The 21,911-nt window shown below is 32.3% G+C and carries 26 protein-coding genes; 19 read left to right on the top strand and 7 right to left on the bottom strand.

Annotated elements, in window-relative coordinates:
- Positions 1–275: 275 nt before the first annotated feature.
- Positions 276–731: a 30S ribosomal protein S15 gene (locus Mjas_RS05590; RefSeq protein WP_421077205.1), complete on the top strand. Its 456-nt coding sequence runs from the start codon at positions 276–278 to the stop codon at positions 729–731.
- Positions 732–1,262: 531 nt separating this feature from the next.
- On the opposite strand, the gene Mjas_RS05585 is transcribed toward Mjas_RS05590, so the two are convergent.
- Positions 1,263–2,852: a dihydropteroate synthase-like protein gene (locus Mjas_RS05585; RefSeq protein WP_421077204.1), complete on the bottom strand. Its 1,590-nt coding sequence runs from the start codon at positions 2,850–2,852 to the stop codon at positions 1,263–1,265.
- A gap of 196 nt (positions 2,853–3,048) precedes the next feature.
- On the opposite strand from Mjas_RS05585, the gene Mjas_RS05580 reads away from it, so the two are divergent.
- The 3 genes from Mjas_RS05580 (at position 3,049) to speE (ending at position 5,022) form a co-directional block, all read left to right on the top strand.
- Positions 3,049–3,540, top strand: a complete 492-nt coding sequence (locus tag Mjas_RS05580) for a pyruvoyl-dependent arginine decarboxylase (protein ID WP_421078583.1) — start codon at positions 3,049–3,051, stop codon at positions 3,538–3,540.
- Positions 3,541–3,656: 116 nt separating this feature from the next.
- A complete protein-coding gene (speD, locus tag Mjas_RS05575) occupies positions 3,657–4,010 on the top strand; it encodes an adenosylmethionine decarboxylase (protein ID WP_292459875.1) in 354 nt (117 codons plus the stop codon).
- Between the two features lie 169 nt (positions 4,011–4,179).
- Complete coding sequence (gene speE, locus Mjas_RS05570; RefSeq protein ID WP_421077203.1) at positions 4,180–5,022, top strand: spermidine synthase; 843 nt, start codon at positions 4,180–4,182, stop codon at positions 5,020–5,022.
- Positions 5,023–5,044: 22 nt separating this feature from the next.
- Here speE and Mjas_RS05565 read toward each other — a convergent pair whose 3' ends face one another.
- Complete coding sequence (locus Mjas_RS05565; RefSeq protein WP_421077202.1) at positions 5,045–5,377, bottom strand: heavy metal-binding domain-containing protein; 333 nt, start codon at positions 5,375–5,377, stop codon at positions 5,045–5,047.
- Positions 5,378–5,476: 99 nt separating this feature from the next.
- Positions 5,477–5,872, bottom strand: a complete 396-nt coding sequence (locus Mjas_RS05560) for an HIT family protein (protein WP_421077201.1) — start codon at positions 5,870–5,872, stop codon at positions 5,477–5,479.
- Positions 5,873–6,119: 247 nt separating this feature from the next.
- On the opposite strand from Mjas_RS05560, the gene eif1A reads away from it, so the two are divergent.
- The 3 genes from eif1A to Mjas_RS05545 all read left to right on the top strand — a co-directional run bounded on the left by eif1A (position 6,120) and on the right by Mjas_RS05545 (position 7,991).
- Positions 6,120–6,443, top strand: a complete 324-nt coding sequence (gene eif1A, locus Mjas_RS05555; protein WP_421078582.1) for a translation initiation factor eIF-1A — start codon at positions 6,120–6,122, stop codon at positions 6,441–6,443.
- Positions 6,444–6,453: 10 nt separating this feature from the next.
- Positions 6,454–7,329, top strand: coding sequence for a serine protein kinase RIO (locus tag Mjas_RS05550; protein WP_421077200.1), 876 nt, complete (start codon positions 6,454–6,456; stop codon positions 7,327–7,329).
- Between the two features lie 107 nt (positions 7,330–7,436).
- Positions 7,437–7,991 (top strand): KH domain-containing protein, encoded by a 555-nt coding sequence (locus Mjas_RS05545; protein WP_421078581.1) that lies wholly within the window; start codon positions 7,437–7,439, stop codon positions 7,989–7,991.
- 25 nt (positions 7,992–8,016) lie between these two features.
- Here Mjas_RS05545 and Mjas_RS05540 read toward each other — a convergent pair whose 3' ends face one another.
- A complete protein-coding gene (locus tag Mjas_RS05540; protein ID WP_421077199.1) occupies positions 8,017–8,802 on the bottom strand; it encodes an RlmE family RNA methyltransferase in 786 nt (261 codons plus the stop codon).
- 288 nt (positions 8,803–9,090) lie between these two features.
- On the opposite strand from Mjas_RS05540, the gene nifH reads away from it, so the two are divergent.
- The 11 genes from nifH to Mjas_RS05485 all read left to right on the top strand — a co-directional run bounded on the left by nifH (position 9,091) and on the right by Mjas_RS05485 (position 18,439).
- Positions 9,091–9,942, top strand: a complete 852-nt coding sequence (gene nifH, locus Mjas_RS05535; protein WP_421077198.1) for a nitrogenase iron protein — start codon at positions 9,091–9,093, stop codon at positions 9,940–9,942.
- A gap of 61 nt (positions 9,943–10,003) precedes the next feature.
- Complete coding sequence (locus Mjas_RS05530) at positions 10,004–10,321, top strand: P-II family nitrogen regulator (protein ID WP_421077197.1); 318 nt, start codon at positions 10,004–10,006, stop codon at positions 10,319–10,321.
- A 20-nt stretch (positions 10,322–10,341) separates the two neighbouring features.
- Positions 10,342–10,728, top strand: coding sequence for a P-II family nitrogen regulator (locus tag Mjas_RS05525; RefSeq protein WP_421077196.1), 387 nt, complete (start codon positions 10,342–10,344; stop codon positions 10,726–10,728).
- A 166-nt stretch (positions 10,729–10,894) separates the two neighbouring features.
- Positions 10,895–12,325, top strand: a complete 1,431-nt coding sequence (locus tag Mjas_RS05520) for a nitrogenase component I subunit alpha (protein WP_421077195.1) — start codon at positions 10,895–10,897, stop codon at positions 12,323–12,325.
- A complete protein-coding gene (locus Mjas_RS05515) occupies positions 12,322–13,734 on the top strand; it encodes a nitrogenase component 1 (RefSeq protein ID WP_421077194.1) in 1,413 nt (470 codons plus the stop codon). The genes Mjas_RS05520 and Mjas_RS05515 overlap by 4 nt, the downstream gene beginning before the upstream one ends.
- 62 nt (positions 13,735–13,796) lie before the next feature.
- A complete protein-coding gene (locus Mjas_RS05510) occupies positions 13,797–14,120 on the top strand; it encodes a hypothetical protein (RefSeq protein WP_421077193.1) in 324 nt (107 codons plus the stop codon).
- A 14-nt stretch (positions 14,121–14,134) separates the two neighbouring features.
- Positions 14,135–14,317, top strand: a complete 183-nt coding sequence (locus Mjas_RS05505) for a 4Fe-4S dicluster domain-containing protein (RefSeq protein WP_421077192.1) — start codon at positions 14,135–14,137, stop codon at positions 14,315–14,317.
- Between the two features lie 99 nt (positions 14,318–14,416).
- The gene (locus Mjas_RS05500) at positions 14,417–15,757 is read left to right on the top strand and encodes a nitrogenase component 1 (protein WP_421077191.1); all 1,341 of its coding nucleotides are present in this window, start codon (positions 14,417–14,419) and stop codon (positions 15,755–15,757) included.
- A 365-nt stretch (positions 15,758–16,122) separates the two neighbouring features.
- Positions 16,123–17,439, top strand: coding sequence for a nitrogenase component 1 (locus Mjas_RS05495; protein WP_421077190.1), 1,317 nt, complete (start codon positions 16,123–16,125; stop codon positions 17,437–17,439).
- 35 nt (positions 17,440–17,474) lie between these two features.
- On the top strand, positions 17,475–17,774 hold the full coding sequence (locus Mjas_RS05490) for a hypothetical protein (protein ID WP_421077189.1): 300 nt from the start codon (positions 17,475–17,477) through the stop codon (positions 17,772–17,774).
- 113 nt (positions 17,775–17,887) lie between these two features.
- Complete coding sequence (locus Mjas_RS05485; RefSeq protein WP_421077188.1) at positions 17,888–18,439, top strand: methanogenesis marker 17 protein; 552 nt, start codon at positions 17,888–17,890, stop codon at positions 18,437–18,439.
- 28 nt (positions 18,440–18,467) lie between these two features.
- On the opposite strand, the gene Mjas_RS05480 is transcribed toward Mjas_RS05485, so the two are convergent.
- The 3 genes from Mjas_RS05480 to Mjas_RS05470 all read right to left on the bottom strand — a co-directional run bounded on the left by Mjas_RS05480 (position 18,468) and on the right by Mjas_RS05470 (position 21,057).
- A complete protein-coding gene (locus Mjas_RS05480; RefSeq protein ID WP_421077187.1) occupies positions 18,468–18,740 on the bottom strand; it encodes an ACT domain-containing protein in 273 nt (90 codons plus the stop codon).
- A gap of 39 nt (positions 18,741–18,779) precedes the next feature.
- A complete protein-coding gene (locus tag Mjas_RS05475; protein ID WP_421078580.1) occupies positions 18,780–19,661 on the bottom strand; it encodes a radical SAM protein in 882 nt (293 codons plus the stop codon).
- A 157-nt stretch (positions 19,662–19,818) separates the two neighbouring features.
- Positions 19,819–21,057, bottom strand: coding sequence for a U32 family peptidase (locus tag Mjas_RS05470; RefSeq protein WP_421077186.1), 1,239 nt, complete (start codon positions 21,055–21,057; stop codon positions 19,819–19,821).
- 328 nt (positions 21,058–21,385) lie between these two features.
- On the opposite strand from Mjas_RS05470, the gene Mjas_RS05465 reads away from it, so the two are divergent.
- Positions 21,386–21,871, top strand: coding sequence for a helix-turn-helix domain-containing protein (locus Mjas_RS05465; RefSeq protein WP_421078579.1), 486 nt, complete (start codon positions 21,386–21,388; stop codon positions 21,869–21,871).
- The last annotated feature ends 40 nt before the right edge of the window (positions 21,872–21,911 follow it).

The raw sequence follows: 21,911 nt of genomic DNA, 5'->3' as shown, positions 1-21,911 counted from the left end.
ATATATATTTAATATATTGTATATTTGCATTTTTTATAGGTATGTTATGGCAATGCGTATTATTAATAGCAGATATATTCTAAAACAATATTAATATAGTATTATCAAACAATAATTATAATACTGCTTATTAATAAACATAATACCTTAAAATTAAACTAACCATTAAGACCATAAACTATATATAATATATTATTATAATTTTGATGAAGTCGTAATGACTTTGAACTGGGAATCATCGGAATGAACTAAAATAAAATGATGAGCGTGATACTATGGCAAGGCTACATTCAAGAAAAAGAGGTTCCTCCGGTTCAAAGAAACCTTTAAGGACAGAAGCTCCTAAATGGGTTAATTTGACAGCTGAGGAAATTGAAAACAAAATCGTAGAAATGGCTAAAGAAGGGAAACAATCCGCACTTATAGGAACAATTTTAAGAGATTCCTACGGAGTTCCTGATGTAAAATTAATCACAGGAAAAAGCATAAGCCAGATAATGAAGGAAAACAATGTTTATCCTGAAATTCCAGAAGATTTGTTAAACTTAATGAAAAGAGCAATTAATTTAAGAAACCACCTTGAACAGAATCCAAGAGATATACATTCAAGAAGAGGATTACAATTGATTGAATCAAAAATTAGAAGGTTAGTAAAATACTACAGAAACACGAAAGTATTGCCTGCAAAATGGAGATATTCACCAGAAACCGCAAGGTTGTTAGTAGAATAAATTTAAATATTTCCTTTTTTTAGTTTTTTAGGTTAGGGTTTGCTATTTTTACGATAAACCGCCGAGAAAGCCAACGATTTTAATCGTTATACAAAACATAGTTTTGTAAAATCTCTTACGAGATTGGATGAGAGGCGGACATTATATCGGCTAGTAAGTAGTAAAATATAAATATGAGAAGATTAATAGTAAGTAACGCTACCAGTCCAAGTATCTATGGGTAGGGTTAGTGAAAACTCTACCGCTGGTAGTGGTTGGAAGTTCAAAAGGTAGCCCTGAATCTCCTAAACGGGGATAGGGGTAGTGGTTTGGCCACCCGTGTAGGGTTAAACCCTACTAAAATTAGACGAAATCACTTCGTGATTTCGTTGCTCGCTTACTACCGTAAGCGAGAACCCAACGAGTTCACTCGTTGGAGTAGGTCAGCTACTGTTTTGATATAATTCATATATTGTTAATTTTATAATTGATATAATTTGATGTGGAATTTGATAGAACATATAAAAAATTATAATTTATAAAATAGGGTCTTTATTTCCAAAACTCATTATAGAACAATTCAAAGTCCTGATTATACTTTTTTCCAATCTTCAAAGCAATTTCAGCCTTTTGCAGTTCTTTACCTAAATATGATGCATGGTCCATTTTTTTAATTAGGTTGTATCTTATGGCCGTTTCATATATTTCCTTTGCTGTTTTTCCCTTAATAATGTATTTTGGATTTTTTCTTCTATCGAAGTAAATGACAACAATCAATTTATTTTTTCGGTCTAATTCAATTTTAAAGCTACCTTCATCTAAAATCTGCTTCTCATTTTCTTCCGCCATTATTACGGGAATATCTTTATAGTTATGATAGGTGGTGAGCTCATCAAATTTCTTATCCTTGTAATTAATTAAATCAAATCCAACATCTTTTGGAAGTGAATTTCTTTTTTTTGCTAAAAACATCATTTTTGTAGCAATCTTCAACTCTTTTATTGAAAATTTACATTTTGATGAAGCCTCAGGAGTAAATAAAATATTTGCACCAATTTCAGAACCTATTGCAGTAAGGGTTGCATGAGCTCCGTTGCTATCTACATCAAATAACTCAGTAACATTTCCTATTCCAAAAAACATTGGAATATTATTCCTTTCCTTAAATATTTTGCATGCAATCACACTTTCTGTAAAATTACATCCATTGTTATTTATCGGCTCTAATATTGGGTCTCCAACGACTTTTATATCATTTTCAATTAATTTATTTATGTTCTCCTCTAAACTTTTTATTTTATCATCTATTGTTTCAGGAACGTAATTTATTTTATAATTCGTTGGGAGAACCACTGCTGTTGTGTCTCCATCTTTTAAATATGGGGTGAGCTCCTCAATGTTCCCTGCATCAACACTTAATACCATATCTATCCCAAGATTTATTGCCTCAATCAATTCCTTTGTATTAAGAGTATCCACACTTATGGGCTTATCAGTTATATCTCGTGCAATAGTTATTATTCTTTTTAAATCTTTGGAGTGGTCTTCATTTGATACCATCCCCAAATCAATCATATCTGCACCGCTGTTTAGGTAGTATATTATCTTTTCTTCCAGTTCTTTGTCGCTTAACCATGGAGTATGGACAATCTCACCTAAAACTCTCATGGGATAATCATCCCCTACTTTTAGAGTCCCTATCTTAATATTTCTTTTTGATTTAGAATCTATTGGTTTTTCCTCTGCTTTTTTTATTTCTTCCTCAGACTTCTGCTTTACAAACTTTACAATTTGGTTATCGGCATAATCTTTTGTAGATAATGTTATATCTTTAAGGTTGTCTATCAAAAGAGGGATGTCTGACGCTTCTCTTGTTGATTTATAACATTTTATTCCAGTTTCTTCTTCCACTTTTTTTAAATCATGCCTAATTAATCCAGTAACTAGTATGAAATCATAAATTTTTGATAATCTCATGTTTTTTTCTTTTTCCAATGATTTAATTTCATTAATAATCATATTTGGAGTTAAAAAAGCAGCTATTGATATATCTGTTTTATGAACATCTATAAAATCATATTTTTTTACAGCGTTCTTTACTTTCTGATACGCCTGCTTCCCAGTAATTACCATTATTTTCATAATATCACAATAATAATCCATTTTTTACCAAACCGAATACTTTATATATGAGAAAATTTTATTCTATGTGAAAAAATATACCAATTTAAAAAATTAATTATTTTTAATATTTATTAAATTTATTTAAATCATTAGAATTTACAATATATAGGAGGTGTTTTATTTTATGGATAATAAAACTTGTGGATGTTCAAGCATGAAAAGTCCTATTCATTCCCCATTTGAAGTTCCAAATACAGTTTCACTTGTTGCAGGTGTCGGTGATGCAAACAATCCATTAAATGCATTTGACATGGCACTTTTAGATGCAGGAATAGGTAATTTAAATCTAATTAGAATCAGCAGCATCATGCCTCCAAAAGCAGATATTATACCATTGCCAAAGATTCCAATGGGTTCATTGGTTCCAACAGCATACGGATATCAAATAAGTGATGTAAAAGGAGAAACAATAGCGGCTGCCATCAGTATTGCCATTCCGAAAGATAAAGAATTGTGCGGACTTATCATGGAATACGAAGGAGTTTGCGGCAAAAAAGAGGCGGAAGATACTGTTAGAAATATGGCTAAGGAAGGATTTGAAATGAGAGGCTGGGAAATCGATAAAATCATTTCAATAGCTTCTGAACATACAGTAGAAAACATAGGATGTGCATTTGCCGCAGCAGCATTATGGTATAAATCATAATTTGATAAATAATATTTATTATACATACTATTATAATATTCAATAAATATATGCCATTTAATAAAACTTTCATAAAAATTTAAATAACTGCTTAATACATTAGGAGGTGAAAATAATTGAAACACTTAGGAAAACACTTGATTTTAGAGTTATGGGGATGCGAGAGCAAGGCCTTAGATGACCAAATAGGCATTGAAAATATGCTCGTAGATGCTGTTGATTCTTGCGGAGCAACTTTGATATGTGTAAAAACCCATAAATTTTCACCACAGGGCGTTACCGGAGTTGCCGTTCTTGCCGAAAGTCATATATCAATACACACATGGCCTGAGCTCGGATATGCTGCAATGGACATATTCACCTGCGGAGAGCATGTGAATCCAGAGGATGCTATTCCAACAATAAGGTCTTTTTTAAAGCCTGATAATTTTGAAGTTATTGACATTAAAAGAGGAAATATTGTAGATTAAGTCATTTATATATTTAGCATATAATTTATTTTCATTTTGCTTGCAGTAACAAGCGACCTAAAACCTACGGTTTTAAATTTTCCCCCTATCATCCGGAAAAGCAACGAAATCACGAAGTGATTTCATCTAATTTAATAAGTTTTTTATATAATTTTAAGAGGGATATATTATGAAATGTGAATTATGGTTTTCAGAGTATCAAACAAAGGCACTTAAATTATCCACAAAGATAAAGGATGTTTTATATACTGGAAATTCAGAATATCAGGAGATTCAGATATTAGACACCGAGGAGTTTGGGAGAGCTCTCATATTAGACAACACATACCAAACAACAGAAAGGGATGAATTTATATACCATGAGTTAATATCCCACCCTGCATTATTTACACACCCAAATCCAAAAAAGGTATTGGTAATTGGAGGAGGGGACGGTGGAACAGTTAGAGAAGTTGTTAAACACGAGACTGTTGAAAAGGTTGATTTTGTAGAGCTCGATGAAAAAGTTGTTGAGGTGTGTAAAAAATACATGCCAACATTGAGCTGTGAAATCGACAATGAAAAGGTAAATACCATATTCACAGATGGAATAAAGTATGTTGCTGAAACCGAGGAAAAATACGATGTAATTATTGTGGATTGCCCCGACCCAGTTGGACCTGCAAAGGGACTTTTTGAAAAGGAATTTTACAAAAATGTATATAAATGTTTAACAGATGACGGGGTAATGGTTCAGCAGACAGAAAGCCCACTGTTTAACAAAGATTTAATAAAAGATATTCAGACCTACTTAAAAGAAGCTGGATTTAGCATAATCAAACCATTGGTATATGCCATTCCAACATATCCAAGTGGATTTTGGAGCTTCACATTAGCTTCAAAGAAATACAATCCATTGGAAGTAGATTCTGAAAAAATTAAAGAAAAACTTAATAATATGGAAACAAAATACTATGACGAAGATGTTCATAAGGGGGTATTTTTGGCAGTTCCTAAATTTTTAAAGGAATAATTTAATAATTTATTTTTCTTTTTTATTCATTTTCATCTTCAACCACAACAGCAGTTCCATTTATTGACACCATCAACATACTTCCATTTGCTCCAACGGTTTCGTAATCTAAATCAACCCCAACGATTGCATTTGCACCTAATTTTTTCGCTTCTTCAATCATTTCATTTAATGCTATTTCTTTCGCTTTTGCGAGCTCTCGCTCATAAGCTCCAGCCCTTCCCCCAACGATGTCTCTTATTCCAGCAAATAAGTCTTTAAATACATTTACCCCCATTATTGCATCCCCATTAACTAATCCTAAATATTTTACAATTCTTTTTCCCTCAATATTAGGTGTTGTAGTGATTATCATTTTTCCCACCTTTTTTTCTTTTAATTAATAGGAAATTTTTTATGCATTTCCAATTTTTTTATAAAATAATAGATTTAATATAAAATGATTTTAGTTATGTTATTCTATATTCAGTTCTTTTGAAACTTCATCTAAATCAACATTTACAGGTTCAGAGAACTTTATTACTGCTTCCTTTTCGTCATTATATCTTGGAATTATGTGGAAATGAACATGAGGGACTTCCTGTCCTGCTATTGGTTTATTATTATTTAATATATTGTATCCATCGGGATTAAGTGATTTTAATATATTAACAACTTTTTTGATAGTTTTTGTCAGATTTACAGCAGTTTCTTCTGGGAGCTCATCAAATGTTTCATAGTGTTCCTTTGGTATTACAAGAGTATGCCCCTTACTTCTTGGATTTATATCTAAAAACGCCAGAGTATTTTCGTCTTCATATATTATTTTTGCAGGAATTTCCTTATTTACTATTTTGCAAAATATACACATAATGCATCACCACCGTATCTAATAATAAATTGTAAATAACTATATATATAAATAACCACTTAATATATTCATTCAGCAACTAAAAGATAATGTCGATTATTTAAATTTATATATTATGACTCATTTAAAAAGAACTTTAAAAAATTTAGATTAATACATCTCATTGAATGAAAATATAATATTTTATGTAATTTAAATTTAATAATCGTATTATATAAAAAATAAAAAAATAAAACAGAAAAATAAAATAGAAGGTGAAATCGTGCAAAACCAGAGTCAAGAACAACCTACAAGAGTTAGGACTCCAAGAAAAGACCAGAATGAAATTTTGGGAGTAATTGAACAGATGTTAGGAGCAAGTAGAGTAAGAGTAAGATGTATGGATGGAAAAACAAGAATGGGCAGAATCCCTGGAAAATTAAAAAGAAAAATATGGGTAAGGGAAGGAGATGTTGTAATAGTAGTCCCATGGGAAGTTCAATCCGATGAAAAATGCGATATAATATGGAGATACACAAAAGGACAAGTTAGCTGGTTAGCTAAAAAAGGATATTTGAAAGAGCTCTATTAATTGTGATATAATGAATAAACAGCAAAATATTGGTAATAAAAATATCAATAATAAAGGAAATAATAATAACGATGAAGTGTCAAAATTAAAACAGGAAAAACGTCTCGATAGAGAATATCAAAAGAAAATAGTGGAAAGAAAAAAAAGGTTTTTAGAAGATTTAAAAACAGAAGATGGAGTGTTCGACAATAGAACTCTTTTAACACTTCATGGATTATTGAATGGAAAGCATATTGATGAATTTCTTGGGATAATCAACTCTGGAAAGGAATCAATAGTTTTTTCAGCAATTAAGGAAAACAAATATTTTGCTGTAAAGGTATATCGAGTTTCCACCTGTGATTTTAAAACCATGTGGAAATATATTCAAGGAGACCCAAGATTCCATTTAAGGAAGAGCTCTACAAGACAAATCATACACGCATGGGTTGAGAAAGAATATAGAAATTTAAAACGGGCAAATAATTATGTCAATAGTCCTAAGGCAATATTAAGAAGGGAAAACATACTTCTTATGGAGCTCATAAGTGATGATGAAGGAGCTCCTTCACCAAGATTAAAGGATGCTGTTGATGTTGATTATAGCAAATTTTATGAATTAATAAGAGAGGATTTAAAAACACTTTATAATGATGCCCAGCTTGTTCATGGTGATTTATCGGAATATAATATATTGGTTAAAGATAACGAACCAGTATATATTGACTTTTCACAGGGCGTTGTTGTTCAGCATCCATTATCAAAATCCCTTTTAATTAGAGATATAAAGAATATATGTAATTTCTTTAAAAGGAAAGGAATAGCATGCAACTATAAAGAATTATATAAATACATCACAGGAGAGGAGCTCCAACCAATAGATGAGGAGCTCGCAAATAATTATTAAATAAATTAAAATTAATAAATTCTATTATTATTTTATATTATTTTATTTTTATTATATTATCATTAACTAGTTATATTTAATAAACTATAAAATGTGAGATTATGGATATGGAAGGAAATATAGAAGTTTTAAAAATCCCAAAAGATAGAATTGGGGTTTTAGTTGGAAAAAAAGGAGAGACCAAAAATAAAATCGAGAAAGAATTAGGTGTAGAGATTGATATTGATGAAGACGGCGAGATTACAGTATTTTCCACAGAAGAGCAGAAAGACCCTTTGGCAACATGGAAGGCAAGAGATATTATAAGGGCAATTGGAAGAGGATTCAATCCAGAAAAAGCTTTAAAATTAGTTTCAGACGATTATATTCTTGAAATAATTGATATTACCGACTATGCACATTCAGATAATGCCATTAGAAGACTTAAAGGAAGAGTAATAGGCAGTGGCGGAAAATCAAGACGATATATTGAGGACTTAACAGATACAGACCTATCAGTTTATGGAAAAACCATTGCCATACTTGGAGAATATGAACCTGTCCAAATAGCAAAAGAAGCAGTATCTATGATTTTAAGAGGTTCTTCTCATGCCAAGATGTATAAGTATCTTGAAAGGCATAGGCAGGATATTAAAAGAAGGGAGTTAGAGCTCTGGAAATAATATAATAATTTATTAATTTTAATATTTATTTGTTTCGCTCCTTTCGGAGCTCCTTTATTCTTTTTATCATAAGACCTTTGTCTTCCTGAACTCCTTCGATTATTTTAATTTTTTCTTCGTCTTTTTCTTCTCCGTCAATTGCTTTAAAATCAATTAATTTTAATATTGGAGATTTTAAATTTCTATCGAAAGGTTTTCCTAAAAATTTCTTTCCAACAACATAAACCTCTGCACTTACATCCCTTGAAGCCTTTGGCTTCGTTGTTTGAACTTTTTTAAAGTAATTTTTTAAGAGGGCCACATAATCATTAAATAAACTACCTTGAAATACCTTAACAACAAAATTTCCATCCTTTTTTAATAATTTTGTAGCGGTCATAAGTGCTATTGTAGTTAGTTCTATGGACCTTGTATGGTCTACCTCCCAAACTCCACTTATGTTGGGGGATGCATCACAAATTACGGCATCAGCTTTTGAAGGGATGAGCTCCATCAGTTTTTCAATAGTTTCCTTTTTTGTCATATCTCCCTTAATTGCCACTACATTTTCATATTCCAAAGGCTTTACAGCTTGTAAATCCACACCTGCCACAAATCCATCTTCTCCTACAATATCCCTTGCCGCTTGCAACCATCCACCTGGAGCACACCCTAAATCAACCACTACATTATTCTCTTTTATGATATTGAATTTTTCATTTAATTGAAGAAGCTTGTAGGATGCTCTGGAACGGTATTTGTTTTTCTTTGCAAGTTTATAATAAAAATCTTTTTTTCTCTGTAAAACCCATCTTTTGTCTTTTTTTCCCATAATTATCACATAAAAATTTTCTATTTTTATTTATTTTATATTATATACTCTTTTAATTTAAAAACTATTTTATTTATTAATTTAAATTTTTGAAATAAAAAGCTTTATATATTATAAAACCATAAGGAATGATTGTGAAACAGGAAATATACTTCCTTATGAATACAATAACATAGGAATTATATTTCCTAAATTTAATAAATAATAAATTAAAATATCAGACGAAATCACTTCGTGATTTCGTTACTCACTTACTTCGTAAGCGACTACAAAAAAGAGGTGTGTAATATGAGTTTTGATGAAATAGCTCCAGATGCAAAAAAAGTAGCAATTTACGGAAAAGGAGGTATAGGTAAATCAACAACAACCCAAAATACTGCCGCAGCTATGGCATACTACTTTGATAGAAAAGTAATGATTCACGGATGTGACCCAAAAGCAGATTCAACTAGAATGATTCTTCACGGAAAACCGCAGGACACTGTTATGGATGTTCTTAGAGAAGAGGGAGAAGAGGCTGTAACACTTGAAAAAGTAAGAAAAGTAGGATTTAAAGGCATTCTCTGTGTAGAAAGTGGTGGTCCAGAACCTGGTGTGGGATGTGCAGGTAGGGGGGTTATCACTGCTGTGGATATTATGAGAGAGCTCGAAGGATACCCAGATGACTTGGACAACTTATTCTTCGACGTTCTTGGGGATGTTGTATGTGGTGGATTCGCAATGCCTCTTAGAGATGGACTTGCAGAGGAAATTTACATCGTTACATCAGGGGAAATGATGGCATTATATGCTGCAAACAACATTGCAAAAGGTATTTTAAAATATGCTGAACAGTCAGGAGTAAGGTTGGGGGGAATTATCTGTAATTCAAGAAAGGTAGATGGAGAAAGAGAATTGATGGAAGAGTTTGTTGATAAATTGGGAACAAAATTAATACACTTTGTTCCAAGAGACAACATCGTTCAAAAGGCAGAATTCAACAAAATGACAGTTGTAGAATTTGACCCAGAATGCAACCAAGCTTATGAATACAGAACACTCGCCAAAAACATTAATGAAAACGATGAATTGGTAATTCCAACACCATTAACCATGGATGAATTAGAGGAATTGGTTGTAAAATACGGATTAATTGATTAATTTACTTTAAATTTAATTTAACTATAATTTAAATTTTCATATTATTTAAAAAGGTGAAATGATGAAATTATTAAAAGCTATTGTTAGGCCTGAAAAAGTAGATGATGTAGTAGATGCTCTCGAAGAAGCCGGATATCCTGCTTTCACAAAATTAAACGTAGTAGGAAGGGGGAAACAGGGAGGATTGCAGGTTGGAGAAATATACTATGATGAATTACCTAAAACCCTTTTGTTACTTGCCGTAGGTGATGACGAGGTGGATGAAGTTGTAGGAATCATCAAATCCTCTGCATTAACGGGAAGCTTTGGGGATGGAAAAATATTCATCCAGCCATTGGAAGAAGCATACACCATTAGAACCGGCGAAAAAGGAATTTAATTATATATTTAGGTGAAATTGTGAAAGAAATAATAGCAATAGTAAGACCAAATTTTGTAAGGAAAACCACCGAGGCTCTTTCCAGCGTGGGATTTCCTGCCATGACTATGGCTGAATGCTTCGGTAGGGGGAAACAGAAGGGATATTTTGCAATAAATATGCCAGATGTTGTCGATATGGACAGAGTAATAAAAGAAGGAGAAGAGATGGGTTTGTGTTTAAAATACATTCCTAAAAGGCTAATTTCCGTAGTTGTTGAAGATGCCGATGTCCCCTTGGTTGTTGGGATAATCATGAAAGTCAATAGAACTGGAAAATACGGAGATGGAAAAATATTTGTTGTTCCAACAGAAGAAGCTGTAAGAATTAGAACCGGAGAAACGGGAGATATTGCAGTTGGAAATTAATATTCAATTTAAATTGCATATTCCTTCAATTTATCATTCATTTCCTTTATCTCTTAAATGACAAAACCTTCGAGGTTTGTAAGTTAGGAGTTCAAGGAATTAACTTCGATTTCAAAATTATGAATTAATTTTACAATAGGAATTTTACAATAGAATAGGTGAAATAATGCCTTATGTATTACTGGATTGTGATAACCCAATCCCTGAAAGAATGAAACATACCTATGTATTTGACCCAGAAGAAAAGATAATCCCAGCATGTAATATAAACACAGTTCCTGGAGACATGACTGAAAGAGGTTGTGCATTTGCAGGAGCTCGTGGTGTGGTAGGAGGTCCTGTTAAAGATGTAATCCACATGGTGCATGGACCGGTTGGTTGTGCATTCTACACGTGGGGAACAAGAAGAAACTTATCTGATAATGAGCTCCATAGGAGATACTGTTGGACAACAGATTTACAGGAGTCAGATATTGTTTATGGTGGAGAAAAAACATTAGAAAAAGCATGTTTGGAAGCCATTGAAGAATTTCCACAAGCCAATGGTATGATAATATATACGAACTGTCCTACGGCACTTATTGGAGATAACATAGATGCGGTAGCTAGGAAAGTTGAAGAACATATGAAGAAGCCAATATTCCCAATAAACTGTCCAGGATTTGCAGGAGTATCCCAGTCAAAAGGGCACCATGTATTTAATACCATGTTTTACAGATGGTTGAAAAGGAAGAGAGAAGAATACCCTGAAAAATGTTTAAAAGAAGATGAAAAAACCCCATATGACGTTGCATTAATTGGGGACTACAACATGGATTGGGATGTTGCAGTAATTAACGATTTATTCGAAAGAATTGGAGTAAGGAATGTCGTAACATTTACAGGAAATGCTTCAATGGAAGATTTATTTAAATTACCTGATGTAAAATTGAATGTCGTTCATTGCCAGAGGTCTGCTGAATATATCGCTCACATGGTTAAAGATGGATTCAACATACCATTTACAAGAGTTTCATTCTTTGGAATTACAAAAACTTCCGAAGCACTATACGATGTAGCTGAGAGATTAGGAATACCTAAGGAAAAAGTAGATAAGGTGGTTGAAGAAGAATTAGCCGCAATAAAAGAAGAATTAGATTTCTATAAATCAAAACTTGAAGGTAAAAAATGTATGGTTTATGTGGGGGGTCCAAGAACCTGGCACTGGATTATGGCTATGAAAGAGCTGGGAATAGATTATGCAGTGGCATGTTGCACATTCTCACATGATGACGACTATGAAAAATTAAATATAAACCTTAAAAGGGCAGGCATAAAAGATGTCCTTGTAATAGATTCTCCAAATGAACCAGAATTAGAAGAAGCAGCAGAGTTATATAAACCTGATTTCATGCTCATAGGATTGAAAGAAAGATATTTGTTTAGAAAATTCGGAATTCCTACCATAAACTCACACAGTTATGAAGAAGGGCCTTATGCAGGATTTAGAGGATTTGTGAATTTTGCAAGGGACATTTATAAAGCTGTTTGCCACCCAATTTGGAATACAATCCAGGAAAAAGAGGCTAAATTTGAAGAGTACAAGGTGAAACAATGAGCGATACCGAAACTTGTAATTGTGGTGAAATAACATACCTCAAAAAAACCAGAAAGGGAACAATAAATCCAAACAAAATATGTCAGCCAATTGGGGCAATGTGGGCAACAGTAGGAGTTTGTGAAGCAATCCCATTTGTCCAAGGGGGTCAAGGTTGCACAACTTATGCAAGGTATCAGTTTGCAAGGCATTTTAGGGAACCGGTGCCAATTGCATCAGCATCATTCCACGAGCACGCTGCTGTTTATGGTGGTATGAAAAACCTCGTTGATGGACTGACAAATCTTGTAGCAAGATATGACCCAAAAATAATATCTGTAATTACAACCTGTTCATCAGAAACCATTGGAGATGACATTGAAGCATTCATCAGGGCGGCAAAGAAAAATATTGCAAAAGAACTTGGAGAGGAAAAGGCAGAATTGCCTATAATCCCAATCCACTGTCCAGCATATCAAGGAAGCCATGCCACAGGATATGACAATGCTTCAAAGGCATTTATGATGTATTTGGCTAAAAAAGACCCAGAAGTAGAACCTAAGAAAATAAATATAATTCCAGGATTTGGAACCAACCCTGGAGATATACTGGAAATAAAAAGGATGCTTAAAGTTATGGGATTAGATGAAGGCGAAGATTTCTCAATATTGTTTGACATTAGTGAGAATCTTTACAAACCTTTAAGATACCCACTTGAAGAAATACCTTACTACCCAACTGCTGGAACTAAAATTGAAGAATTTGTAGATGCTGGAAATGGTAAGGCAACATTCGCATTCTGCCAGTCCGCAGGTGGAGCAGGAGCTCTACTATTAAGAAAGAAATTTAAAATACCTGATTTCTATGGTGTGCCAATAGGAATTAAAAATACTGATGATTTCCTTATAAACATTGCAAAACTTACGGGCAAGGAAATACCTGATGAGCTCCTAGATGAAAGAGGTAAATTAATAGACGCCATTGCCGATACAGTTCATTATACCATGGATAAGAAGGTCGGTATATTTGGAGACCCTGACCAAGTGGTTGCCATTGCAAGATTCTGCTGTGAAATCGGTATGAAACCTGTGGTAGTCAACACACAAACCCCTTCAAGAATTTACAAGAAGGAAATGGAGAAAATTGCAAAAGAGTATGGTATAAACATAGAGGTGCAATTCTCAGACCTTTGGGATTTCGAAAAAGCCGTAAAGAGAATAGGCGTAGATTTACTCATAGGACATCCAAAAGGAGTTCCAATAGCAAAGGATTTAGGAGTAGGTCTTGTAAGAACAGGATTCCCAATATATGACAGAATAGGATATTCGAGATGGCCAATAATGGGATATATGGGAAGTTTAAGATTCTTTGATAATATAGTAAATACAATATTGGAAAACAATATGCCTGATACTAGACTCCAGCAATAATCAATATATCACCTATTATTTATTTTTGATAGATGGAGTTGGGACGGGTAAAAGGTGAGAGTGTGTCAGAATTAAAAATTGTTAGAATTGGGTATTATGATAAGATTGGAAAGAAAGTAGAAGACGAAAGTGACTTCACATACATTACATTCAATATTGGGAAGGATAAAGAACCAGTAGATGGTGATTTATTCGTTCAGGTAACAAAGATTAAGGGAGTCCCTGTGATTGTCGCACAGTATGAAGATAATGAATTTGGCGGAAACTTTGGAAGACCTCATGACTTCCCTACACTAGAAGATGCAGAGAAAAGCTTTGAATCATTAAAGGAAGTTTCTTCTGAATTAAAAGAAATATGCACTTCAAAAGGTATAGATTGGATTTAATGTTTGGTGAAAGCATGGGGATTATAATTGATTATGATTTATGCGAAGGACCAGATTGTGCCGGATGCAAGGACGCATGTCCTACTGATGTATTTGGAATTGAAGATGGAAAAATAGTTATAGTGAATGAAGAAGAATGCACATTCTGCAAGATGTGTGAAGATTTCTGCCCTGCTGAGGCTGTGAAAATTAACTAATTATTTAATTTTTTTATTTATTTTTGTATTTTTTGTATTTTTGAAGTAGTATAGGACCAATAAAATTTAAAAGGTAATTAAATTACACTGGTGAATAATATGGACACAGAAATATTGAATCAAATTGGAGGAAGAAAGGACAGGATAGGCCATTGTATCGTTAAGTGCAATGACAATATAGTGCCTGCATGTGAAGAACCTACGCAGCCGGGGGACTTTTCAGAGAGGTCATGCACATTCCACGGTTCAAGGATTATCATTAACAGCCATATTAAAAATGTGGTCCATATTATTCACTCCCATGTCGGTTGTGCATATTACTCATGGGATTACAGACCTTCCACATATTCATATTGCTTTACAACAGATATGAAGGAAGAAAATGTAATATTTGGCGGTGAAAAAAAATTATACGATGCCATAATTAAAGTTGCCACTGAATTTAAACCAGATGCCATATTTGTTTATGAAACCTGCCTTCCTGCATTGATTGGAGATGATATAAATGCCGTGGTAAAAAAGGCCAATGAAGAGCTGAAAAAATCAAAATTAAATATACCAGTTCTCGCCTTTGAATGTGCAGGATTTAAAGGAAAAACTCAAAATAAGGGACATATGATAGCAAATAAAAAGCTCTTCGAATTGATAGCTACGAAGGAATTAAAAAATCCTACTCCCTATGATGTGAATATAATAGGAGATTTCAGCGTAAAAAGTTCCAATGTAATAGAAGATATGCTGAACAAAATGGGAATAAGAGTTTTATGTTCATTTACAGGAAATGCCACAATCGATAAAATAAGAATTATGGATAATGCAAAATTAAATATTGTCCATTGCATGAAGAGCTCCATACAATTTGCCAAAATGATGAGAAATGTATATGAAGTTCCATACATTGTTTCAAACTTCTTCGGCATAAAGAACTGCTGTGAAGCTTTGGAAACTATTGGAAAAATACTAAATGTTGATAAAGAAAAAATAAACGAAACAATTGACTTCTATCTAAAAAAGAACGAGGAAAAATTGAATTTTTACAAAAAGGAATTAAAGGGCAAAAAGGTATTTATATGCCACGGAGCTCAGAGAGCTCTCAACTATATGGGTCCAATAATGGATGAGCTCGGAATGGAAGTGGTGGGTGTTGCCACATACTTTGCAAATAAGGAAAACTATGAAGAAATTGTAAAAAAACTTCCAAAAGGTGCTATAATAATAGATAATCCAAATACCTATGAATTGGAAAAGGCACTGATGGAATGTAAGCCAGATGTGTTTATATCCGATAGTAAAACTAAGGAATTGGTTCATAAAATGGGTATTCCATACATAAATGGTAGAGCTCCTGATACTGTTTATGTTGGATTTGATGGATTTATTAACTTTGCAGAAGATGTTTATGGTGCTATAAATTCGAAAATATGGGGACTAATAAGGTGAAGTAACCCTTCCTTACGGAAGGGGCTTCCTGCTTCACTGAACGAGCTTGCCATCATCGGTAGTTATTAACTACCTAGGTAGGGGCTCACTTCTCCACAGGCTCACCCCCGCCTTCCGCAGGTGCATGAAAATAGCATAGAATGGACTTGGTTTTCGCCCATTTATGCGTTTATTTTATTATGTCATAATATTTATATTTTTCGTCGGCCTCATCCCCTCCTTACGGAAGGGGATGTCTGAGCGATAGCGAAGACATTTATAAATTCCGAAGGAATTTATCAAACTTCCCGCCGACATTAGATAAATGAGGTGGAACTATCATAAAAACAACCGATGCAGCTAACAATATAATTAGCAAATCAGCTATGCAATCAAATGCAGATTTAAAAGAATCTATTACAATAAATCCCCCATATATGAATCAGCTCATGGGTGGAGTATTTGCATCCCTTGGAATATATAAAACCATTCCACTTGTGCATGGTTCATTGGGATGTGCAAATTATGTAAAACACATCCTTGTGGAGCATTTTAAAGAGCCCCTTGAAATAGCCACGACAGGATTCTATGAATCCGATGCAATACATGGAGGAATTGATAATTTAATTAAGGCGATTGAAAACATTGAAATAGCCAAAAATCCAGAATTAATGGTGGTATTAACTACGGGACTTAGTGAAACCATTGGGGAAGATATAAAAACTGTGATTAAAAAAAATTACACCAATAAAAACATTGTCGCAGTAAATACTCCTTCGTATATTGGAACTCATATCGATGGATACAACAATGCAGTAAAAGGCATTATAGAAGGCATTTTAGAAAAGAACAGTAGTAGAAGAAACAAAACTACCAAAAAGGAAGTAATAAATATAATTCACGGAGTTGTAAATCCGGGAGATGTGCGGGAGCTCGAACATATATTTAAAACATTAAATATTGAATATAACTTATTGATGGATATAAAGGCAATGGATAGGCCTTTGCGACTACCAAAGGAGGAATACCCAAGATGCGATACAACAGTGGAAAATATTAAAAGCTCCATAAATTCAAAAGCTACAATATCATTTGGAATGGAAGGTGTAGGTGGAGCTGAATATTTGAAGAAGTTTGATGTGGAATCATATAATTTAAAATTCCCAATAGGTATAGAAAATACTGATAACTTTATAAAAACCCTATCAAAAATATCAAACAAGGAAATACCTGATGAATTGTGGGATGATAGGGGATATGCATTAGATGCCATGGTAGATACAAATCATATTATTAAAAACAAAAAGGTTGCCATATTTGGGGACCCCGATAAAGTCATAGGTCTTGTGGATTTTGCCCATGAAATGGGAATGAATGTTGTGGCTGTGCTTTCAAACACTAAAACTAAATACTTTACGAAAAAAATAAATAACATTACAAAACATAACAATAGAAACATAGCAGTAATTGAGGGGGATTTATACAACTTCCAGAATTTTTTAAAATCCCATCCTGTTGATTTATTGATAGGGGATTATAGGGGCAAGTATGTGGCTGATGCCTTGGATATTCCATTATTAAGAGTGGGATTCCCTGTAATTGACAGATATGGGCACACTAAAAAGGCAATGATTGGATACAACGGTGCTTTAACTATAATAAATGATATTGCAAACCTATTGGTGTCAATAGATGGCAAATAATAATAAATAACTTAAATATACTGTTGGGTGATATTATGTGCTATGGCGAGGTTGGAACTATTAAAGGATTTGTTTATAAATGCGACTGTAAGATTCCACTCATAGAGCTCGGTGGAAATATTTTAGAGATGCCATTACCTTTAACAGAAGATGTAAAAGTAGGGGATAAAATTATGGTTTATAACTCCTACAAATTTGATTATGAGTTTAAACCTATTGAGATTAATTTTGATATAAAACCATTACTAAAAACCAAATTAGCCATTACATTTAAAAAGATAGCATCTAAACTACATTTGAATTTAGATACTTTAAATATTAACAATTATTTTTAATTATTTTAAAAAATTTTATTTTTTAAACCAAAATCCATCCATATATTTAATTATATTAAAGGAACTTTTAAATATTTTTAATAATAATAAATTATTAAAACTGGAGGGATAACATGGCTAAGATATATATTGATTGTGAAGATGAAGCTGGAAAAAATATATACAACAAAATTATTCAAACCTCTCTTGAAGATTTAATACTTGGAAAATCATTAATTGAAGTGAGAATGATTTGCAGAGAGAAAGAACCGTTTTTTATTATTGGCGTTCTTCCAAAATCCACATCAAAACCTATAAAATTAAGGGATTTTGTGACCATAGAGGAAACAAAAACAGAGGATGGTAAAACGATTACCAAATTAAAAATAGAGGACGAAACCTATGCCCCACAGCTATTTGAAATAATAAATATTATTGACCAGCCTTCAAGATTTGAATTAATAACCGATTCTCCAATAGATATGGATATGATAGTGTATGATGCAAAAGATGATTTTAAATTAAAGGTTCTTGATTTTATGAACAGGGTATTTCCCGAAGGCATGAGAGTCAGAAAAACCTTCTATGGAAAAAGCATGGTTATGTTAGCATCAGAAAAACCATTTACAGAAGAATGGATTAAAAAAGCTTTGGAATTAAAAGAAGATTTAGAAAAAAATAATTAAAAATATAATAAATATTTAATAATATTGATTAAATTCTGTGCATGTATTTAAATATATCTTCGTGTTGAATTATTACTTTAACACCAATCTCTTCTCCAATATTTTCCAATTCTTGCCCTAATGCCTCAAAATCCTTTTTTGATTTCGAAATATCTACGAGCATAATCATTGTAAATAAATCATCCATAATGGATTGTCTTATATCTAAAATATTTACATCACTTTTTGCAAGTGCATTTGCTATTTTTGCTACAATTCCTGTTCTATCTTTTCCAGTAACTGTTATAACTGCTCTTTCCATATTAACACCACCGTATTTTAATGATTTAGTGAAATATTTTTAATGTGAAAAATGTTTCAAATCGAATATATTTAATTCTTTTCCTTTACCTTCTAAATGTTTTTTCTCTGACAACAATCCTGCTGCATCTGCCCTACACTGCTGACATGCCCTAAACTGCTGTAAATATTCTTCACATTCATCCCTAACTCTGCTAATTTCATCACAGGTAGGTCTTCTAAGATTTTCCATTTTATACATAGGAATAAGTGGGATGATATTTTGGAGATATGCCGTGTCTTTGAAGGTTTTTGCAATTTCAACAATATGTTCCATATTTATCTCAGGTATTAATACACTATTTATTTTTATAATTATGCCTAAATCATGTGCCTTCTTAACACCTTCAATTTGATTTTTAATTAATATATTGGCTCCTTCTTCTCCCCTATGGACTTTACCTTCGTAATAAACCCAATCTACAATATTTTTAAGTATTTCAGGTTTAACTGCATTAACAGTCACAGTCAGGGTTTTTACATTTAAATCAGCAAGTTTTTTTGCATATTTTGGGAGTAAAAGACCATTGGTTGATAAACACTTTACTAAATCAGGGAATTTTTCATCGATTATTTCCAATGTTTCAAATGTTTCTTTATTGAATAAACTATCCCCCGGACCTGCTATTCCTACAACTTTAAGATTTGGCATCTTTTTAATTAAATCTTTTAAATAATCCTCAACCTCTTCTGGTTTCATTATGTGGTGTGCCACAGCTGGCCTATCTTCACAGCATGATTCCTGCCCTACACTTCTTTTACAAAATTTACATGCTATATTACATTTTGGTGCTACTGGTAAATGCACCCTTCCTATTTTATCATGTAATTTTTCATTATAGCAGGGATGAACCTTTGTTATATGTGCAAATTTAGACATCATTTTCTTTTCGTCTGGTGTTAAAGGTTTTTGATTTTTATGAATCATTTTTTCATTATCCATGGTATCACAAAAATGAAATTTTATAAAGTTTATTTTTTCAATAATATATATTTATAATATAAAAAAGTTCTTAATAATGTTAATGATGTTTAAAAAACTAATTTCTAATCAATTTGAAAACTTTATCATTCTCCCTCACAATATTGTTTAACTTTACTCCGATATTCTCCCCTTTTTTTCCAATATTCACGGTTTTGTGGTTTATTTGGATGGAATTTATTTTTTCCTCTATGCATCCTGTTTTATTGCCTATAATCAATATTTCGTCCCCTACTTTTAAATCACCTATAAGCTTTATCTCTGCAACTCCAACTTTTTTATAGAAATTAACAACAGTTCCAACTTCTATCTTTCTATATGGTGAAGCATTCCCTTCTATTTCATGCTGAAAATCGTGGTTATTAGTTAAATCTCTAAAATAAAACCCTGTGTCGTATTCTCGATTATACACTTTTTGGAGCTCCTTCTTAAAGTATGGAATTTTTTCAATATATGTCCCATCAATCACAGAATCAATAGCTTCTCGATAGGTTTTAACCGTTCTCATTACATAGTCGGCATTTTTTGCCCTACCTTCTATTTTAAAACTATCTAAAACCTCCATGAGCTCAGGCACATGTTCAATCATACATATATCCTTTGGAGAAAGAAGGTATTTTCCCTCACAAACTATCTCATGTGTGCCATCAACATGTTCATTTATTAATTTCCACTTTCTTCTACATGGTTGAAGACAGTCCCCGCAGTTTGCATTTTTATTAAATAAGTATGAACTTAAAAAACATCTTCCACTTATTGCCACACAGAGAGCTCCGTGTATAAATCCTTCGAGCTCTAAATTATAATAACTATTGTTATATTTGCCATTATCATTATCATTTTTTAAATTGTTTCTAATATCTTTTATCTGGTTCAAGGTTAATTCCCTCGATAAAATTACCCTTTTTGCAAATTTTGAATAAAATTTAGCAGTTAATGAATTGGTGATATTTGTTTGAACACTTGCATGGATTCTAAGGCCATACTCTTTTGCTAGTTCCATTGCTCCCAAATCGCTGACTATTACTGCATCAACTTCGGAACAATTGGCAAAATCAAAAATATCATTTAATTTCTTCAAATCATTTTCATAAACAACGGTATTTGTGCATAAATAGACTTTTTTGTTATTTTCGTGTGCAAATTTTATTCCTTCCTTTAATTCATCCCTGTTAAAATTTTTAACTGTAAATCTCATGTTTAACTCTTTTAAACCACAATAAACTGCATCTGCACCATAATTAATGGCAGTTTTTAAGCATGTTAAATCCCGTGCAGGTGCCAGCAATTCAACCATATTTTCACCATCTTGAATGTAGTGAGAGATTAAAAATCTCCAATTTAGAAAACCGAAGGTTTTCCCTATTTTATAAATTTACATTATATTTTTTAAATATTTTAACCATTCAAATTAACTATTCAAATTTATTAATATTTAAATTTTTCTAAATTATTATTGCTTTTATAATATAATAGGACATATTTATATATTATAAAAATTATATTATGACCTATGGATAAGGACATTATGTATTTCATGAGGTGGTGGTATGTGCGATAAAAATGAAATTAATACAAATGAAAATAACTTAAATATGAAAAATCCAGAAAATGAAGAAAAAAATATGGAAGATGAGGTAAAAGAAATTTTAGAAAAGGTCAAAAACAAGGAAAAAAATAAATCAATTGTAATCAAAAAAACCATTGAAAACATAGACAAATCATTAATAGATAATTTAGCAAACCTTTTATCAAGTGAGGTAAAGGCTAAGATATATATTTACCTCAGAAAATATGGAAAAAGCACAGTGGATGAAATAGCCCATGGAACTGGAATATATCCTTCCACTATTAGGGAGGTAATTTTAGAAATGTATAAAAGCGGAATTGTAGTCAGAGAAAAGTTGGATAAAGAGGGGTTGGGTAAAAAACCTTATATTTACTCAGCGGTGTCTCCATCTGAGCTCGTAAAAAAATTATCAAAAGGACTCCAAAATAAATTAAACGAAGTAATAATGCTCGATAAAAAAATTAAAAAGAAAGAAATTAAGATACCGTTCTTACCGGTTAAAATAGTTGTCAATGACGATATTGATGAGCGAAATGATTAAATATTATTAAAATACTACAATGACATGTGCGTAATTTATG

The sequence above is a fragment of the Methanothermococcus jasoni genome, assembly GCF_049075655.1.
In the GTDB taxonomy this organism is placed as follows: domain Archaea; phylum AGJL01; class Methanococci; order Methanococcales; family Methanococcaceae; genus Methanofervidicoccus.
The sequence above is the reverse complement of the archived record's forward strand: the minus strand, read 5'-3'. Positions and strand labels throughout refer to the sequence as shown.

Coding starts and splice junctions, on each gene's coding strand:
- Mjas_RS05590 (WP_421077205.1), top strand. CDS start 276: ATGGCAAGGCTACATTCAAGAAAAAGAGGTTCCTCCGGTTCAAAGAAA.
- Mjas_RS05585 (WP_421077204.1), bottom strand. CDS start 2,852: ATGAAAATAATGGTAATTACTGGGAAGCAGGCGTATCAGAAAGTAAAG.
- Mjas_RS05580 (WP_421078583.1), top strand. CDS start 3,049: ATGAAAAGTCCTATTCATTCCCCATTTGAAGTTCCAAATACAGTTTCA.
- speE (WP_421077203.1), top strand. CDS start 4,180: ATGAAATGTGAATTATGGTTTTCAGAGTATCAAACAAAGGCACTTAAA.
- Mjas_RS05565 (WP_421077202.1), bottom strand. CDS start 5,377: ATGATAATCACTACAACACCTAATATTGAGGGAAAAAGAATTGTAAAA.
- Mjas_RS05560 (WP_421077201.1), bottom strand. CDS start 5,872: ATGTGTATATTTTGCAAAATAGTAAATAAGGAAATTCCTGCAAAAATA.
- Mjas_RS05550 (WP_421077200.1), top strand. CDS start 6,454: ATGAATAAACAGCAAAATATTGGTAATAAAAATATCAATAATAAAGGA.
- Mjas_RS05545 (WP_421078581.1), top strand. CDS start 7,437: ATGGAAGGAAATATAGAAGTTTTAAAAATCCCAAAAGATAGAATTGGG.
- Mjas_RS05540 (WP_421077199.1), bottom strand. CDS start 8,802: ATGGGAAAAAAAGACAAAAGATGGGTTTTACAGAGAAAAAAAGATTTT.
- nifH (WP_421077198.1), top strand. CDS start 9,091: ATGAGTTTTGATGAAATAGCTCCAGATGCAAAAAAAGTAGCAATTTAC.
- Mjas_RS05530 (WP_421077197.1), top strand. CDS start 10,004: ATGAAATTATTAAAAGCTATTGTTAGGCCTGAAAAAGTAGATGATGTA.
- Mjas_RS05520 (WP_421077195.1), top strand. CDS start 10,895: ATGCCTTATGTATTACTGGATTGTGATAACCCAATCCCTGAAAGAATG.
- Mjas_RS05515 (WP_421077194.1), top strand. CDS start 12,322: ATGAGCGATACCGAAACTTGTAATTGTGGTGAAATAACATACCTCAAA.
- Mjas_RS05505 (WP_421077192.1), top strand. CDS start 14,135: ATGGGGATTATAATTGATTATGATTTATGCGAAGGACCAGATTGTGCC.
- Mjas_RS05500 (WP_421077191.1), top strand. CDS start 14,417: ATGGACACAGAAATATTGAATCAAATTGGAGGAAGAAAGGACAGGATA.
- Mjas_RS05495 (WP_421077190.1), top strand. CDS start 16,123: ATGCAATCAAATGCAGATTTAAAAGAATCTATTACAATAAATCCCCCA.
- Mjas_RS05490 (WP_421077189.1), top strand. CDS start 17,475: ATGTGCTATGGCGAGGTTGGAACTATTAAAGGATTTGTTTATAAATGC.
- Mjas_RS05485 (WP_421077188.1), top strand. CDS start 17,888: ATGGCTAAGATATATATTGATTGTGAAGATGAAGCTGGAAAAAATATA.
- Mjas_RS05480 (WP_421077187.1), bottom strand. CDS start 18,740: ATGGAAAGAGCAGTTATAACAGTTACTGGAAAAGATAGAACAGGAATT.
- Mjas_RS05475 (WP_421078580.1), bottom strand. CDS start 19,661: ATGATGTCTAAATTTGCACATATAACAAAGGTTCATCCCTGCTATAAT.
- Mjas_RS05470 (WP_421077186.1), bottom strand. CDS start 21,057: ATGGTTGAATTGCTGGCACCTGCACGGGATTTAACATGCTTAAAAACT.
- Mjas_RS05465 (WP_421078579.1), top strand. CDS start 21,386: ATGGAAGATGAGGTAAAAGAAATTTTAGAAAAGGTCAAAAACAAGGAA.